This is a genomic window from Pseudarthrobacter sp. PvP090, assembly GCF_040547365.1.
In the GTDB taxonomy this organism is placed as follows: Bacteria; Actinomycetota; Actinomycetes; order Actinomycetales; family Micrococcaceae; genus Arthrobacter.
Genome location: NZ_JBEPPO010000011.1, coordinates 1 through 15,957 on the forward strand (window position 1 = coordinate 1; position 15,957 = coordinate 15,957).

The following is a 15,957-nucleotide window of genomic DNA, read 5'->3' on the forward strand; positions in this document are numbered from 1 at the left end:
GCTCCCGTCAGCATCCGAAGAACCGGACCCGTCAAAGGCAACGACCAGATCAGACGCCGCCGCATCAAACGACGACACCGGAGCAACATTGGCCGGCGGCGCAGCCGCTACCGTGATGCTTTGCGTGCTCTCGCCCGTGGCACCGTTATTATCAGTAACCGTCAAACGCACCGTGTACGTGCCCGCCTGCCCGAAGGTATGCGACACGGTCTGCCCGGTTCCGGCAGCCGTCCCATCACCGAAGTCCCAGGCATAGGAAGCCACGCTCCCGTCAGCATCCGAAGAACCGGACCCGTCAAAGGCAACGACCAGATCAGACGCCGCCGCATCAAACGACGACACCGGAGCAACATTGGCCGCTGCCCCCGCCCCCAGTGAATAGTGCGTGGCGACGGCGTCGGCCGAGAGCGCCGTGGTGTAGACGGCCACTTCATCGATAACGCCGGCGAAGTAGGGCTGCGGACCCCAGGTCCGGTCACCGCCGACCTTCCAGTAACCGTCGTAGGCCTGCTGCGTGGACTCCGGGTTCGTACCCACCGACTGACCATCAACATAGAGGACCATCCCCGACGACGACTGGGTGGCCACCAGATGATGCCACTTGCCGTCATTGTAGGACCCGGGCGATGTAACCATGACCGGGCTGCCGGTGTAGACGCCAAAAGTCAGTTGCCCGGAGGTCTCCATGTAGACGTGCCGGTCATAGGCGGAGGACAGGCCCGACTTCTCATTGCCGAATCCGATCAGCTTCCCGCCGTTGGAAGTAGTGGTGTTGAACCACAGTTCCTCGGAGTACACCGTCGGGTTACTGATGAGGGTGTTGGTTGAAACCAGCCCGCTGGCACCATCAAAACCGGCCGCCGAGTCGGCAAGGCCCTGGATAGCGCCGGAGGCCCCGAGGGTGGTGCCGGGATAGAACGTGCCGGGATTTTCCAACTGCCCCGAGTCTGCTGCCTGCGTGCCGCTGGATTCTCCCAACCGCCAGAACAGCTGGGGCTCCGCGTCAAAAACTGCCTTGCCGTAGGCGTCAGCCGGGGCCTGCGGTAAATTTAGTGACCGGCCAGATTTCTGGTAATGGTTTTGCACCTGGGTCCGAGTGAGGGCAGTCGGATAGATGGCGACCTCATCGATGTCGCCGGCGAAGTACTTGCTCGACGGTTGCGCCGGCCAGCTGTTCAGGTTGTCTCCTCCGATGCGCCAGTACCCGCTGTAACCCTGGGCTGACGTCACGTCCAACCTCTGCGCCGCCAGCTTGCCGTCGACGTAGAGCTGCATTCCGGTCGAACCCAGGTTCGCTACGATGTGGTGCCATTGTCCGTCATTTAGACTCTGGACAGTGTTCACAGTCCTGACCCCACCGGGGTATACCCCGAACCAGATCTTCCCTGAGTTGTCCATGTACACGTGGCGGTCATAACTGCTCGAGTCACCGGTGGCAGCACTTCCATAGCCCAGGATCTTTCCCCCTCTTGTGGACGTCGTCCGAATCCATGTTTCTGCGCTGAAGATGGAGGGTCCGGAAGCTGCAGTTCGCGAAACAACAGTTCCGTTGACCGAGCCGTCAAACCTGGCCGCCGTGTTGATGTCCCCGTTAACAGCGCCGGCGATACCTCGCGTCACGCCTGTGCCTACCGTCGCATCCGTCCCGCCGGCCCAATCACTGGCGGTAGTTCCCGAGGGTTCACCCAGACGCCAGAAGTTTGACGCGCCATCCCCGATAATCGAGTCGGCGTAAGGGCTGGCTGTGTCCGCGGTTGCCACAGACACGTTTGCTGTGAGCGACTGGATCACGTTACCAAAGGGGTCCTTGACGTAAACCCGGTAACTGTGACTGGAACCGGGCTCTAAGCCGGAGTCCACGTATTTCATCACGGGCCGGTTCCAGAAGGTTGACTCAAGCGAGGCCTTGTAGATAGGCGTCGCGGTTCGGTTGTCCCGGACCAGTTCATAGGACAGATTCGTATTGTCCTGATCCCAGTTGGCGGGCCAGGAGACGCGCACCGTGCCGGGCTGGAAGGAGGAAGCCGATACCTGGAAAGCCGTGCCACCCGCCCTGGGGCCCCGCTTGTTGGGTGCGACGTCCTTTGTGGCGAACCGCACGAGCCCCTGCTGGGGTTGCCCGTTCACGGCGGTAAATTCCCCACCCATCACCACGTACTTCCCGCTGCCGGTTACACTCCAAGGGCCTTGGCCCTGGCCTGTGAAACTGCCGATGGTGAAGTCCGGGAACCAGTTCAACAGCGAGGGTCCCGGCGTTCCGCGGAAGTTGTAGTATCCGCCGTGGGGCGTGGCCGACAAAGTCTGTGTTGCCGCCTTGCTAAACGCCATCCCGTGATGCATGGTCCACGGGTTGGTTTGCGGGAATGCGTTCACCCCCTCGCAAGCGTGCGCGTGTGTGGCTACGTAAACCGCGGAGGACGAGGGATAGACGTCGTAGCTGTCGCCGTGGCAGTCCTCGACCCACTTGATGGCGCCATCGTTCCAGTTCGCAGAGAAGGCGCCTTCAAGGTTTCCACCGGACCCAAAGACGTAGCCCGTGCCGTAGACGTTAGTACCATCGCTCTTGAGCGACAGGATGGCGGCCTGCGTGCCGCCATTACGGATAAGACCGTTTGAGCTCCAAGGAAGCGTGGCACCGGCGCCTGTGTCGACCGCACCGAGACCATAGCCCGGGTTCGAAGAGCCATTGAGGCTGGTGAAGGCGCCGCCAACCAAAATCTTCGTTCCGTCTGGTGACAGCACCATCGCATTGACCCCTCCACCGACCGCAGTGGGGTTCCAGGGCAAGAGGGCACCGTTACTGGCCCGGAGAGCCGCCAACCGCGTGCGCGGCACCGAACCGACCGTAGTAAACCATCCGCCGGCGTAAACCGTCTCGTTCGTGGCGACAATGGAGTTGACCCGCGCGCCCATCAGCGGCCTGAAGCTAGTGATAAGCGCACCCGTGGTCGGGTTCAGGGCAGCGATGTTGTTGACAGCAGTGCCGTTGACGGAGTTGAAACTGCCGCCCACGTAGATCCTTGATCCGTCCGGGGACGCCGTGATCGTCCGTGCTTCGGCGTTCAAGGTAGGAGCAAAACCGGTGACCAGGGCGCCGGTGTCCAGATTGTAGGCAAGAATGTTGCTTCTGGCCACGGTGTTCGTGCCAGCAGGCGAACCAGCTGGCCTCGCTGTCTTAAAATTGCCCGCCGCATAAACAGTGTTTCCGACGATGACCTGCTGCCAGACCACACCATCGATCTGCACTGTGGGCAGTGCGTCCGCGGAAACGGTTTCGGGCGTCGCCGGATCCTGAGGGTTGAGGGGCATCGTGTCCGCGCCGGCGGGGGGCAAAATCGTCAGTGCGACGGCGCAGCTGATGACCGCGACGACTCCCAACAGGGCAGTAAACCGGGAACGCCGGGGCCGGTGGTCGCCGGGACCTTGTTCGGACGCGGATTCGTGGGATTTAATCATGGGTTCTTCACTCCTGGTGCGGTTCCTGCGAAGGCAGCAATAGGTGAACTGGCTTGGTAATTTACGAAAATTCGAATCTGGTTCCTGAGCTCCGGAGGAACGAGGAACACGTAGGTCCCTGACGCCTCCTGACCGGCCGGAATCATTGGAGGGAAGTTGCTGGCTCCGGGGCCACTGAGTTGAAGAGCGGGTGTCTCTTCCGGACCGGCGTTCGCGGTCACTACCGTGTTGCTCGTCGGTAGGTCGTGACCGCTCCTGTTGGCCAACGTCACGGTAAAGCGAACGGCCGGCCCCGCGACCTCCCCGATTCCGGCTGCCTCTCCGTCCACGGCTTCCAGCTGACTCAGATGCGCTTCAACGCCCGAATCGGCGGCGACCGGCGTATCCAGGCCTGCGGCGACCGTGACTGCCTGCTTTACTTCCGCGAGTGCCTCGTCGCTCATTCCTGCCGACGCTTGCGCGGTCTGGGCGGGGCCGGCAGCTGCAGATTGGGGTGTGCCTGCTGCACTATCCGCCGTGCTCCCGCCGGGTTCTGCCGGAGCCGGCGTTGAGGCCGACCCCGGGCTCTGGGCAGCTGCGGGGGCGCTCGGGACTGCCCCGGGTGTGGCCGAGGCCAGCGGTTGGTCAGTGGTGAATTTGCCATCCATATTGACCTGAAGGGCAACCGTCGTCATGCCGGCAGCTACCAGCACGGCTGTGGCCGAAAAGATGAGGGTTTGCCTCTTCCCTCGTTGTTTTGTTGCCATGTCAACGTTCCTGCTTTCCGGCATAGGTGAGATCGCGATACCACTTTGGTAGCGCTGCGATGAGGAAGACTGTCGTTCCAGCGAAGATCAGGGTGTAAACGGTTGTGAATACGGCCGTGGAGCCCAACAGCAGGAACGAAAGGCATAAAACGCCGTAATCCATGGGTAAGAACAGCAGCGATCGCCGCCAGGAGCCCGGGCTCTTTGCGGCAACAGCGGGCTTGACCCCGAGTTGTCGGCGCAACTGCTCCGTGAGGATCATGCCGAAGAAAAGAACGGCCGATACCACTGCAGATCCCAGCGGAACCAGCAGCCACGCAGTGTCGACGGCTTGAAAACGGTAGAGGCCGACGGCCAAGCTAAGCGGCAGCAACGACAGTTTGGTGGCGTCAACCACATGGTCCAGCCATTCACCGCTGAGGCTGCCTCCACCTCGCAGGCGGGCCACTTGGCCGTCAGCCGAGTCAAAGGCATAGCCGATGACCAGCAGCAATGCCACCGCGACGCCCAGCCAGCCGGATGGCGGAAAGAGCATCAGCAAGGCGATACCGCTAAATGTAAAAGCCGCACTGACAGCCGTGACCGCGTTTGGTGTCAGACCGGCGCGGTACGCCCACGCGGCGAGCAGCCGGCCAAGTTTGCGGTTGACGAAGACCGAGTAGGCCGGCGCGCTGCCGGCCGCGGTCTTCTGCTTCGCGGCCAACTGCGCGACGATCTCCCAATAGGCGGTGGTCCGGGCAGTGGCTGGCGTGGCTGGGATGCGAGTGTCAGTCATAACCGCGCTCCCGTCATCGCCACGGAAGGCTTCAGGGGATAAGCGCCGGTGCGGCGTCCACTGTTGGAGCCATCCAGCCCCGAACCGCCTTCCACCAGATTCCGGCACAACTCCTCATAGCCGTCCGCTACCCAGTCCCAGTTGTATCGAAGTGCTTCCGCCTGCGCCTTTTTCCCGCGCAGCATTGTGTCGCAGGTCGGGTCCTCGGCGCTCTTGATCAGGTCCGGGATGGCGGCAACGTCAGCGAAGTACTCGCCCGACTCGCCGAGCACTTCACGGTTGAACGCCACGTCGTAGGCGTTGGTAGCAACGCCCGCACCCATGGCCCGAAGCAGGGAGGGATTCGTGCCTCCGACAGAGTGCCCATGCCAGTAGATGAGGGCATTGGAGTAGAGCTGGTCCAGAAGCTCCTGGTCCCAAACGCCTCCAACAAAGCGCACCCGCTCATCCCCCAGTGATTTGATATGCCGGGTGTACACGTCCGAGTAAGGGGCAGAACCGACGACAATCAGCGGGTGGGTTGCCGAACTGCGAACATAACCCTCCACGATGAGGTGCACATGGTTCTCGGGCTCGAACCGGGCTACGACCAAATGGTATTTCTTGGCCTCAAGCTCCATCTCGGACAGCCTGTGGTTAACCCCTGCGTCGAGGATCGGTGCGCCATAGGCCAAGTAGGTCGTGCTCGCGTTGAATTCTTGGCGGTAGTAGTCCTGAATACCTCTGGCATCCGCAATGAGGGCGTCGGACCAACGTACAGCCAGTGATTCCGCCAGCCGGTAGTAACGCTTGCCGATCCCTCGCCACTTAGCCCGCAGCCATTCCAGACCGTCTACATGGGTCGCAACCGGAACCCCGGCGGCCCGCAATATCGGCAGGAAGGGGGCATTGGCAGCGTTGAAGACGACGGCCACGTCCACTCGGTGTGCCAGAAGGTGGCCCACGGAGAGGGCTGTGTGGCTCAGTGTCTCCAGGGGGCGATGCTTTAGGGCCGGCAGGTGCACCAGGTGCATGCCTTGGTAATCAGTGGCAGAGCAATCGCTGTCTTTGGAAGCTCGGCAGTAGACAACCACCCTGTGCCCGCGAGCGGCCAGCCGCTTGCCGACTTCTTCAATGCAGGTTTCAAAACCGCCGTATCGTGCCGGGACGCCGCGCGTTCCTACGAGGGCTATGCTCAGTGGTGCTGGGCTAGCCGCTGTGTTGTCCACGTCTACCTCCTGAAGTTGGATGTGCGCGTCCTGGCGATGAGACCGGACTGTCAGCACGGAACAAAAACTGTCGGTTAGTGGACCGCCTCGCGCTGGGCCGAGGCCGCGATGGCCTCCAGGGTCCGGCGCAATGCGGTGCTGGAGGTGTGAACTGTGTAAGGGAAGTAGACGACTTCCACACCGACTTCGGCGAAGGCACGTTCCAGGCGGATGCCTTTTGGGGTTCCACGCCAGTCCTCGCCCTTAAAAAAGACGTTGAAACCGGCCTCCTTCCAAGTGTCCAGCCGGTCTGTGTGGGTTTCGGCCACCGCTCTGTCTACGAAGCTGATGCTGGAGACGATTTCGAGCCGTTCAACGAGTGGCACCACCGGCCGCCTTCCCTTAGTGGCCAGGCACAGTTCGTCCGAGACGACGCCGGCTATGAGAAAGTCACACTGGCCTTTGGCCTGTCGAAGGATGTTCAAGTGACCGATATGGAAAAGATCGAAGGCTCCGGCGGCGTAGCCAACGCGTGTGCTCATGACATCTCCTGGGGCTACAGGGGCGGCAAAGGGGACGAGAGAGGTGCGGCCACCATAGGTGGCCATGTGCATCAGCATGCGCCGACGGGTTTGATCATCTGCAGCGCGGTGCGCCAGATGATGATCAGGTCCCCGGCCAGTGACCAGTTCTCCACGTAGTACAGGTCCAGCCGGATGCTGTCCTGCCAGTTCAATTCCGATCGGCCGTTTGTCTGCCACATCCCCGTGAGTCCGGGTTTGATGTAGAGGCGGCGGTGCACCCGGTTCTTGTAACCGTCGACCTCGCGCTGAAGCGGTGGCCGGGGTCCGACCAGGCTCATATCCCCCTTGAGGATGTTCCAAAATTGCGGTAGTTCGTCCAGGGAGTATTTGCGCATCCAGCGGCCAACCTCTGTCACCCGGGGGTCGTGCTGCATCTTGAAGAGCACTCCGGACCCCTCGTTCTGATCTAACAGCCCGGCGAGGTCGTCCTCGGCGGATTCCACCATGGAGCGGAACTTGACCATCAGGAACTTCTTGCCACCCTTGCCTACCCGCTCTTGGAGGAACAAGACCCTGCCGGGGCTGTCGCGCTTGATCAGGATGGCCAGCAGCAGGAAGACCGGAAGCAGCAAAAACAGGGCGGAGGCGGAAGCCAGGATGTCGAAGAGCCGTTTCACGGTGTGGCGGGCTCCGGTGTACTGCGGAAGCTCGACGTGCATGAGCGGCAAGCCCTCGACCGGTCGTGCATGGATCCGGGGACCGGCCACGTTCGTCAGCCCGGTGGTGAGGATAAGTTCGGTGGACGACTCCTCCAGCTGCCAGCCGAGTTCCTGGATGTACCTGCCTCCGCCTTTGCTTGGGCCGGCCACGATCACTGCATCGGCGCCGAGCTCACGGACTGCGTCCACAATGGACCAGGATTCCTGCACAACGGGAACTGCCCGCCGCCCGAGGTTCAGCCATTTCATTCCGGGGTTTCCGGTCAGGCAGACTCCGACGACGTGATACGCGGCTCCGGACTTCTTTTCAATCTGGTTGACGACGTAGCTCACGTCTTTGGGCTTCCCAAGCACCAAAACCTGCGAAAGGTAGTGCCCTTTGGTGCGCTGCCGGGTAAGCCAGCGACGGAGCGCCCAACGGGAGGCGATGAGGCCGGCCACTCCGAGAGGGAAGGCCAAAGCGAAGTAACTGCGGGCGATGTCCACCTGGAACAGGAGGCAAAGGATGGCGAGAATGCCCAGAAGAGCCACGGTGGCACTGACCACCCGCTTGTACTCGTCCACACCGATTCCGATGATTCGGGCATCCCGGGTCCGGTATGCGCCGAGCGCCACCGTCCAGGCCACCGCTATCAGGATGGATATCTGGAAGTAGCCGACGTTGAACCAACCCACCGCCACCTGTACTTCGTCGAGCCCGAACCGCGCCATCTGGGCGATCAGGGTGACCGAGATGATTACGCAGACATCGCTGACGGCCAGCACTCGGCGGTACTTGTTGCTCCAGCGCGTTCCTTCCCCGATGACGCGTGTCCGATGATGCAGCAGCTGTGCGGCTGCAACCCGCGGAAAGTCGATGGGGCCTTTTGTCAGGACGGAGCCGGCGGCGGAGTCTCGGACGGTGGTCACGGGCGCACTCCGGCACGGAAGGCAATGCAGTGAACGGCAGAAGGCAAAGGTGACGGCAGAGACGTGCGCATTTGGAGACCCATTTCGTGGCCGTAATGGTTACTGACGGATTGCTATCGCAAACCTATGAGCCGGGCGCGAGGGGCACACGAGTACGATCCACCTGTCTTCCCGGCCTCGTCCTGGCTGCTGGAGCGGTGGACTACGCGCTGGAGTTGCAGCTTGCGGGTAGTCGCTACGTGCCACTGCCGCCGGAGTACCCGGGAATGGCTCTCCGCAGTCCGGTTTGCGCAAGCTCGGTCTCTTAGCCTTGATCCACCGATGATGGTCGGGGCGCCGACGGCGGTTTAAACCGAGAATGCCCGTCTTTCCAAGGAAAATGGAGCTTGTCTAGAGCACATTAACCACCGAAAAGAGGGCATCTCGTAGATGCAAGTTTCCCATAAGCGCGCCTCCGTGTCAGTTTCCTTTGACGAACCGAATCTCGTGTCGGTGGCCGGGTTGCTGCCGGTGATGACCTTGGCCCGGGACGCCGGGCTGCAGGAACTGGCCGATGAGTGGCTGTCAGTGCCGACGGACAAGGGCGCCAACGCCGGGCTGAAAGTCGCCGCGCTGGTGGCCGGGATGGTCGCCGGCGCGGACAGCATCGATGACATGGCCCTGCTGCGCCACGGCGGGATGAAGCGGCTCTTCACCGCCGGTTATGCGCCCTCGACCCTGGGTTCGTTCCTGCGGTCCTTCACGTTTGGGCACGTGCGGCAGTTGGATGCTGTCGCCTCCCGTTTCCTGGCCAACCTGGGGACTCTGGCGCCGCTGCTCGGGAGCCCAGGGGCGGCGGACTTCGTCTTCGTCGATGTTGACGACTATGCCAAGCAGGGCTCCGGCTACGGGTATTCCGGGGTCCGCGGCCTGAACGCCCTGCTGGCCACGGTCTCCGCGAAGGACAATGCCCCGGTCATCCTGGCCCAGCGGCTGCGCAAAGGGGCGGCGAACTCGGCCCGCGGAGCCAACCGCCTGATCACCGACGCCCTGTCCACGCTCAGGCGTGTCCAGACCGGCAGGCGGGTGCTCTGCCGGTGCGATTCGGCCTACTACGGCCATGCCGCGGTTTCCGCGGCCCTGGCCGGCGGGGCGGAAGTCTCCGTGACGGTGCGTATGGACCCGGCCGTCAAACGCGCCATCACCGGGATCCCTGAAGCGGCGTGGAAAACCATCGAATACACCGACGCGGTCTTCGATGAGACCACCAACATCTGGGTCTCGAAGGCCGAGGTCGCCGAAACCGTGTTCACCGCGTTCAGCTCCCGCAAAAAGGACCAGCAGATCACCGGCCGCCTCGTCGTGGGCCGCATCCCGGAACTGAACCCGAAAACCGCCGACGGACAGGAAACCCTCTTCGAGACCCACCGGCACCACGCGTTCTTCACCACCGTGGACACAGCGGTCCTGGACACCGTCGGGGCGGACAAAACCCACCGGAAACACGCCATTATTGAGCAGGTCAATGCCGATCTGAAGGACAGCGCCCTGGCCCACATGCCCTCGGGTGTTTTCGCGGCGAACTCTGCCTGGCTGGTCGCCGCGGTCATGGCCTACAACCTCACCCGCGCCGCCGGGCTCCTCGCCGCAGGGCATTTCGGGAAGGCACGGACCGGAACGATCCGCCGCAAACTCATCCACGTCCCGGCCAGGATCGCCACCAGCGCCCGGCGCATCCGTCTTCACCTGCCCGAATCCTGGCCCTGGCAAACACCATGGCAGGCCCTATTCGACCACCTCTACCCGCCACAGCAACCCGCCTGAACCACCGTCAACCCAGCCACACGGCGCAACCGGAAACCACCAGTGGAACACCCAAGGGCAGCGAGGCCCGGCACCCCAGCATGCCCGCTGCCCACACAACGAGCCGAAACCGGATTCAGCTCATCAGCCCGGACGGATCGGTGGATCAAGGCTTAGCCGCCCCGGGTCCATCCGAGAACGCGCCTGACATCAGGAGCAGCATGCGCGAGGATCTCGACGGTGTCCGTCAGGGGTTTCAGGAGCTACCGGCCTTCATGGGAAACGGCGGTCTTCCCCGCATGCAGCAGCTGGACCGCACCGTGTCTGCGCCCATCAGCAGGTCCCGGGATCCGTGTTTCCGTAGCTACTTGTCTTCCCGGCGTCCGGGTTTCCGCGGCTACTCTTTTCCCGGGATACGGGTTTCCGCGGCTACTCGGTTCCGCGAAAATCAGCTTCCGGCGGTACCCGGCAGCTGGTCCCGGCCTTTGACGTTGAGCTTGGCGTAGCTTCGGTAAAGGTGGCCTTCCACCGTTCGGATGGATACCTGCAGCTCGGCGGCAATCTGGCGGTCACTCAGGCCTCGCACCGCCAGCGCCACGATGTCCCGCTCACGGCGCGTCAGCAGGCCCAGTGCGTCGGCTTCGACTTCCTGTTCCTGGCCGGAGACGCTGTCTGCCCTGTCCAGGCACCGCTTCCGCTGGGACGCCGCCATCCGCTCCCGCAGGGTGTCACCGGCCGCCCGGTACCCCGTCGCGGCGGCATCATAGGCGAGCGCCGCGAAGCCCCACAGCTCGGCGTCTTCGCAGCTCTTGCCTGCGTCCAGGTAGCCCGCGGCGACGTCCGTGCTGACCGCCGCAGCATACTGGCAGATCGCGGCGGCCCGGGTGCCTTCCAGGTCGGGTTGCAGTTCCAGCAGCCGGGTGGCCGCGTCCCGGTCGCCCAGGGCCAGGCAGAAGGCCAGCGAGTCGAACTCCAGACCTGCTGTGGAGTCGTCGCCGTCGGGCCGGCCCAGCGCCCGTAACTCGGCGACCGCGCCCGGATGGTTGCCGAGGCGGGCCTTTCCGTAAGTGACTGCCATCTGCGAGAGGATGCGCAGGTAGCGTGACACCGCCGGCGGGGCGGCATCGTAGTCGGCGAGGAATGCTGCAGCCTTGTCCTGTGCGCCGACGTCGGCGGCGGCGGCGAAGGCCATCGCGGAGGTCAGGGCGAAGAGTTGCTGGGGATCCGCGATCCGCAGAGATTCCAGGGCGGCGCTCAGGGTGTTCAGGGCCTGGGCGGCCTTGCCCTGATACATCAGGATGATCCCGTGTGCGGCGTGGACTCCGCCGCCGAACGAGATGAGGTTGGGCCCCGTTCCCGCGGTTACCCCGGACAGGAGATTTTCGGCGGCCCCCCAGTCGCCGCCGTGGATCACGGCCGCGGCGGCCCGCGCCACGAGGAACTCGGCGAGGAAATACAGTTCGTCGTGTCCGGAGCCCGCGGTTTCCAGGGCCTCGGACACCGCCGCGAACGATTGGACCGCTTTGCCCTGTACCAGGAGCCGCTCGGATGTCAGCGCCAGCCTGAACGCAGCCTCGAGGGCGTTGGCTGGCGGAGGCCGCGTACCCGCCTCCGCCTCTGCGCCGGCACTGTCCGTGTACTCCCCCGCCAGCGCGCACACCATGGCGTGAATGGTCGCGTAGCGTTCCCGGGTTGCCGCGAGGATTCCCTCTGCATCGTCGGGGTTGTTCCTGGCGAGCTGCTTCCCTGCCTCGAGGAGGGCGCCGGCGCGGTCCATGATTTCGGCCGGCGTGTGGCCGAGGGCTGCTTGCACCGCAGCCCACATGAGCGTTCCCGTGAGGAGCACAGCCACGCTGAGTCCCTTGGCGAAGTCGGCCTCCAGGATGTCCCGGGCGGCCGCATAGTCCGAGGTGTTGAAGTAGGTCCGCGCCATGACGGCCCGGGCAGCCACCTGCAATTCAGGATCCCTGACCAGTGCGGCGGCCTTGCGCGCCAGCTCGTCCTCGTGGAGCCGGCTGGCCAGGACGGCGGCACGCAGCAGCTGCCGGTCCTCGACCTCCGCTCCGCATTCAATCGACCAGCTCACCTGCCGCAGCAGGCCCTCTGCCGACGTCGGTTCGTTGTCCATCAGCCGCAGGAGGCTCTGCCGGAGCTGAAGGCTGCGGGCCGGCGAAATCAGGTTGCGCAGCGTGTCGCCGTAGATGGAGTGCCAAAGCCTCAACTGCGGGTGCGGCGCCGGCGTAACCCGGATCATCTCGTGTTCGATGAGGGCGGCCACCGGGTCTTCGCCCACCGTGGCCTCGATCAAGTCGCGGGACACCGGCTCGGCCAGCGCAATCAGGTTCAGGGCCTGGCGTTCCTGCGGGGACCGCCGGAGCAACTGCCTGCGCACCACGTCGGTCAAGTGGTCCCCGTGGCTGTTGAGCGGCCGCGAGAGCAGCCACACCCCATTGCGTTGCAGCAGCGTGCCGTCGGTCTTTGCGTCGTCAATGAGGCCGCTGAGCAACAGCGGGTTTCCCTCGGAAGCTTCCCACAGGATTTCGGCTACGCTCGGCAGGATCTGGGGACCCAGCGCGCGGTCGAGGATGTCGTAGGTCTGCTGCTGGGTCAGGGGGCGCAGGTCGAGGCGTTCCGCTATGCCCTCAAACCACAGCTGCAGCAGCGGTTCCGGCAATCCGGGCCGGGTGGCCGAGGCGACAAGCAGTTTCGCCCAGCCGGCAGCGGCGAGTTCCACCAGGATGCCGGCCGTCGACTCGTCGAGGTCATGGGCATCGTCCACCACCAGCAGCAAGGGCCTCTGGGCCGAGCGGCGCTCTTCCTCCAGCCGCGACCAGAAGGTCCTGAGCACCGCCAGTTGCGAGGTGGCCTCCTGCACGGGCAGTCCGACAATAAAGGGGCCCAGCACGCCGTACGGCACGTTCGCCAGCGAAGGGCTGCCGTGGATGCGGACGGGCGTCACGGCTGTCTGCAGTTCGGCCACCACGGCGTCCAGAAGGGTGGATTTGCCGATCCCGCTGTCGCCAAGCAGCAGGACCGCAACGTATGTGCCCCCCTGGAGGGCCTCCACCGCCGAACGCAGGTCCTCCGTCCGCCCGGTCAGGGATTCGGGTGCTTCCGCCGCGGCGGGGGCACCTGCGCGGTTCCTAGATGAGTCCAAGCAGATCACTTCGCGAAGAAACCCCCAGCTTGGTAAACACCTGGTAGAGGTGCCCTTCCACGGTCCGCACAGAAATGCCGATGGCCAGGGCGATGTCCTTGTTGGATACCCCGTTGCCGGCGAGGGTGGCAATCTGCCGCTCCCTGTCGGTGAGCAGCGGCCCCTTGTTTCTGGGGATGATCGGCAACGCGGGCAGGGTGTCCGCGAGGCCCTCAAGGATGGCGTGGGCGGCACTGGCCCTTGCGCTCAGCCCCGCGGCCTTGGCGAAGTCGAAAGCGAGGGCCGCGCATCTGGCCTGGACTGCGTCGAGTTCCAGTGCCGCAGCCTGTCCGGCGGCTTCCAGCATGACGGCGGCGTCCTTCTTGCGGCTGCCTACGGCGATTGTCCGGGACAATTCCGCGAGAGGCCCCTGCCGTAGCGCCGCAATGTCCTCCATGAACTGGAAATCCTTGGCGGTGCCGTTGACGGTGGCGCCGAGCATGAAGATGCCAGCCAGAGTGTACCGGCCCGCCCGGTGATGTTCCTCGGCCGCGTGAACCAGCCGGTCCTTCGCCTCCGGATCACCCAGCCAGCGCGAGGCCATGTCCATGCAGAAGTCGGCGGAGCTGCGGACCGCGAAGCGGGCGGGGCCGTCCGCTGACCGTGCCCGGTCCAGGTAAACGGTGGCCTGCACGGAATTCCCGGTCTGGGCGTAAGCAAATGCAGTGGCTGCGTAGGCCTGTCGCAGCGAGTGCAGGCTTGCCCGGACTTCGAGCTGCGCGATCGCGGCCAGCAGCGGATCGAGGGCCATGTAGCCGCGGCCCGCGTAGACATAAGCGAGACCGACAGCCAGGTCAGTGGGTGCGCTGCCGGAATGCAGCCCGTGGCCGGCCCGGCCGCTGGCGTCCTTGAGCATGTCAATGCTCTGGCGCCAGTGTCCGGACAAGAGCAGAACATTGAAGGATCGCCAGGCAAAGTTCTCCCGGATCCTGGGAATGTTGGACCATTCCCCCAACTGGCCGCCGATCTCGCGCATCAGCTTGCGGGCCTGGATTTCCTTGCCCGTCATGCAAAGGGCCTCCATCAAAATGATGGCGGACCTGAGCCGGTGCACCGGATCGGCGCCGTCGACGTCCGACGTGGCCGCCGCGCTGAGCCGGTCCATCATCGGCGCGTAGTCACCGACGAAGGAGAGATAGTTGAACTCGCAGAGGTCCAGGCACAGTCCGGCACGGGTCAGCTCTTGCGGTGAGACCGGCGGCTGCGCCTCGGAGAGCTCGTGGAGCCGCAGTCGGGCTTGCCGGACCAGGGCAGGGACTGCTCCGGTCCGGTCCTGGAGCCAGGACATGCAGTCCGCCTTCGCGGCAATCAGTTCCGCGTACGCCTCCGCGCCGAGGGCGCCCAGCTGGGCTCCGGACACATCGTCCAGGGCCGCCATGGCCTGCAGGGGAAGCCCCAGTTGAAGATAGGCCGCGGATTTCTGCAGCTGGCCCTCGGTCCATTCCGGGTCCTTCGGGCTCAGGCTGCCGGCGCACTTGAGCGCGAACTTCGGGTCGAAGAGTCTGACAGCGGCGCCGGCAGCCGCCACCGCGTGCGCGGGTGCCAGGGGTGCGTCACAGTCGTGGGTCCAGGCCGCATATGCCAGCAGGTCCTCCACGGTCAGCTCGTTGAGCTCGTCCTGCTGGTGCCCCGGCACCTTATCCCGCAACTCCAGCCGGCGTTCCACGCTGAGCCAGTTACGGACGATGTCACCCAGGTAGCGGTCCCCCAGCGAAACGAGATGCCGGCCCGTACGGTCGACGACGATCTGCCCCGCATCCTCCATGTCCGCGATGACGTCGGGGCTGTACATCCGCGCGAGCCGGGCCAGAGGCAGGGTCCGTGCGCAGGACAGCACCTCGATGAGTTCCCGGGCCACCGGTGTTTCCCGGGCGTACCGGGCCCGGACAATATCTTCCAGCGCGGTGCGCCCGTCAAGGACCACCTCATCGACCAGGGTCCAGACAGCTCCTGACAGCACCAGGTTGCCGCGTTCGATCTGCTCCGAGACAACGGCCTGCAGCAGGGTGGGGCTCCCGCCGACAAGCTGGTGCAGCTGGCTGGCCAGGGCGCTGGACACCCTGTGCCCCAGCGCTCCTTGGAGCACCTCCAGGGTTTCGACCTCGGTGAGGTTGGCAAGCCGGACTTCGGCCAGCTGCCCGGAGGTTATAAGCCAGTAGAAGTCCGGAGGAAGGTCGGTGGTGCGCTGGGCAGTGGCGACAAGCCTCGCGGTCCGGGTCTGGACCAGATTGAGCAGCACTCCGGTGCTCAGTTCGTCCAAGACTCCGGCGTTGTCCAGCAGAATGACGCACTTGCGTCCGGCGGCGTCGTCGCGGATCAGGGAGGTAATGCCGTGCAGGATGGCTGTCGGCGAGCCGAGGGAGCTTTGCGGCAGTCGGGCGAGCGTGAATGCCAGGCAACCGTAAGGCGTCGCCGAGCCAGGTCCCGAGCTGCGGAGCTGGAGTGTGTGGACGTCGGGTCCGAAGCCCGCAACGGCGGCGCGCCCCACCTGGGTTTTACCCACCCCGCGGTCGCCGGTGATGACCACGCCCATCCGGTCCTCCCCAAGCAGGGCGCTGCGGACCCGGTCAGCGTCTGCAGTGCGCGCAAGACCTGACCATCTGTGCCGGTCCAGCGGACCGGCTGCATATTCTTCCATGGCGGGTGCCAATGTAGTGGAAACA

General features: G+C 64.4%; 9 protein-coding genes. 1 reads left to right on the plus strand and 8 read right to left on the minus strand.

All coding sequences use genetic code 11. From position 1 onward, the window contains the following. From ABIC21_RS13630 to ABIC21_RS13655, 6 genes are all read right to left on the minus strand, one after another. A partial coding sequence (locus ABIC21_RS13630; protein WP_354350933.1) for a LamG-like jellyroll fold domain-containing protein occupies window positions 1–3,456 on the minus strand: 3,456 nt, incomplete at its 3' end. Further along, the gene (locus ABIC21_RS13635) at window positions 3,453–3,899 is read right to left on the minus strand and encodes a hypothetical protein (protein WP_354350934.1); all 447 of its coding nucleotides are present in this window, start codon (window positions 3,897–3,899) and stop codon (window positions 3,453–3,455) included. The genes ABIC21_RS13630 and ABIC21_RS13635, both read right to left, overlap by 4 nt. A gap of 304 nt (window positions 3,900–4,203) precedes the next feature. After that, window positions 4,204–4,977, minus strand: a complete 774-nt coding sequence (locus ABIC21_RS13640; RefSeq protein WP_354350935.1) for a CDP-alcohol phosphatidyltransferase family protein — start codon at window positions 4,975–4,977, stop codon at window positions 4,204–4,206. Next, a complete protein-coding gene (locus ABIC21_RS13645; protein ID WP_354350936.1) occupies window positions 4,974–6,185 on the minus strand; it encodes a DUF1972 domain-containing protein in 1,212 nt (403 codons plus the stop codon). The genes ABIC21_RS13640 and ABIC21_RS13645 overlap by 4 nt, the downstream gene beginning before the upstream one ends. 74 nt (window positions 6,186–6,259) lie before the next feature. Next, window positions 6,260–6,706 carry an FAD synthase family protein gene (locus ABIC21_RS13650; protein ID WP_354350937.1) on the minus strand — a complete coding sequence of 149 codons (447 nt, stop codon included), beginning with the start codon at window positions 6,704–6,706 and terminating at the stop codon, window positions 6,260–6,262. Window positions 6,707–6,777: 71 nt separating this feature from the next. Continuing rightward, window positions 6,778–8,316: a sugar transferase gene (locus tag ABIC21_RS13655; RefSeq protein ID WP_354350938.1), complete on the minus strand. Its 1,539-nt coding sequence runs from the start codon at window positions 8,314–8,316 to the stop codon at window positions 6,778–6,780. A gap of 429 nt (window positions 8,317–8,745) precedes the next feature. Between ABIC21_RS13655 and ABIC21_RS13660 the strand changes: the two genes are divergently transcribed. Beyond that, a complete protein-coding gene (locus ABIC21_RS13660) occupies window positions 8,746–10,119 on the plus strand; it encodes an IS1380 family transposase (protein WP_354350939.1) in 1,374 nt (457 codons plus the stop codon). 427 nt (window positions 10,120–10,546) lie between these two features. Here the strand turns inward: ABIC21_RS13660 and ABIC21_RS13665 are convergent, their stop codons facing one another. Together ABIC21_RS13665 and ABIC21_RS13670 are read right to left on the minus strand one after the other, a co-directional pair. Next, on the minus strand, window positions 10,547–13,255 hold the full coding sequence (locus ABIC21_RS13665) for a helix-turn-helix transcriptional regulator (RefSeq protein WP_354350940.1): 2,709 nt from the start codon (window positions 13,253–13,255) through the stop codon (window positions 10,547–10,549). Beyond that, window positions 13,242–15,932 (minus strand): helix-turn-helix transcriptional regulator, encoded by a 2,691-nt coding sequence (locus ABIC21_RS13670; RefSeq protein ID WP_354350941.1) that lies wholly within the window; start codon window positions 15,930–15,932, stop codon window positions 13,242–13,244. The genes ABIC21_RS13665 and ABIC21_RS13670 overlap by 14 nt, the downstream gene beginning before the upstream one ends. Window positions 15,933–15,957 lie beyond the last annotated feature (25 nt).

Bases quoted from the DNA above. Each gene is read 5' to 3' on its own strand.
- ABIC21_RS13635 (WP_354350934.1), bottom strand. From the start codon at position 3,899: ATGAGCGACGAGGCACTCGCGGAAGTAAAGCAGGCAGTCACGGTCGCC.
- ABIC21_RS13640 (WP_354350935.1), bottom strand. From the start codon at position 4,977: ATGACTGACACTCGCATCCCAGCCACGCCAGCCACTGCCCGGACCACC.
- ABIC21_RS13650 (WP_354350937.1), bottom strand. From the start codon at position 6,706: ATGAGCACACGCGTTGGCTACGCCGCCGGAGCCTTCGATCTTTTCCAT.
- ABIC21_RS13660 (WP_354350939.1), top strand. From the start codon at position 8,746: ATGCAAGTTTCCCATAAGCGCGCCTCCGTGTCAGTTTCCTTTGACGAA.
- ABIC21_RS13670 (WP_354350941.1), bottom strand. From the start codon at position 15,932: ATGGAAGAATATGCAGCCGGTCCGCTGGACCGGCACAGATGGTCAGGT.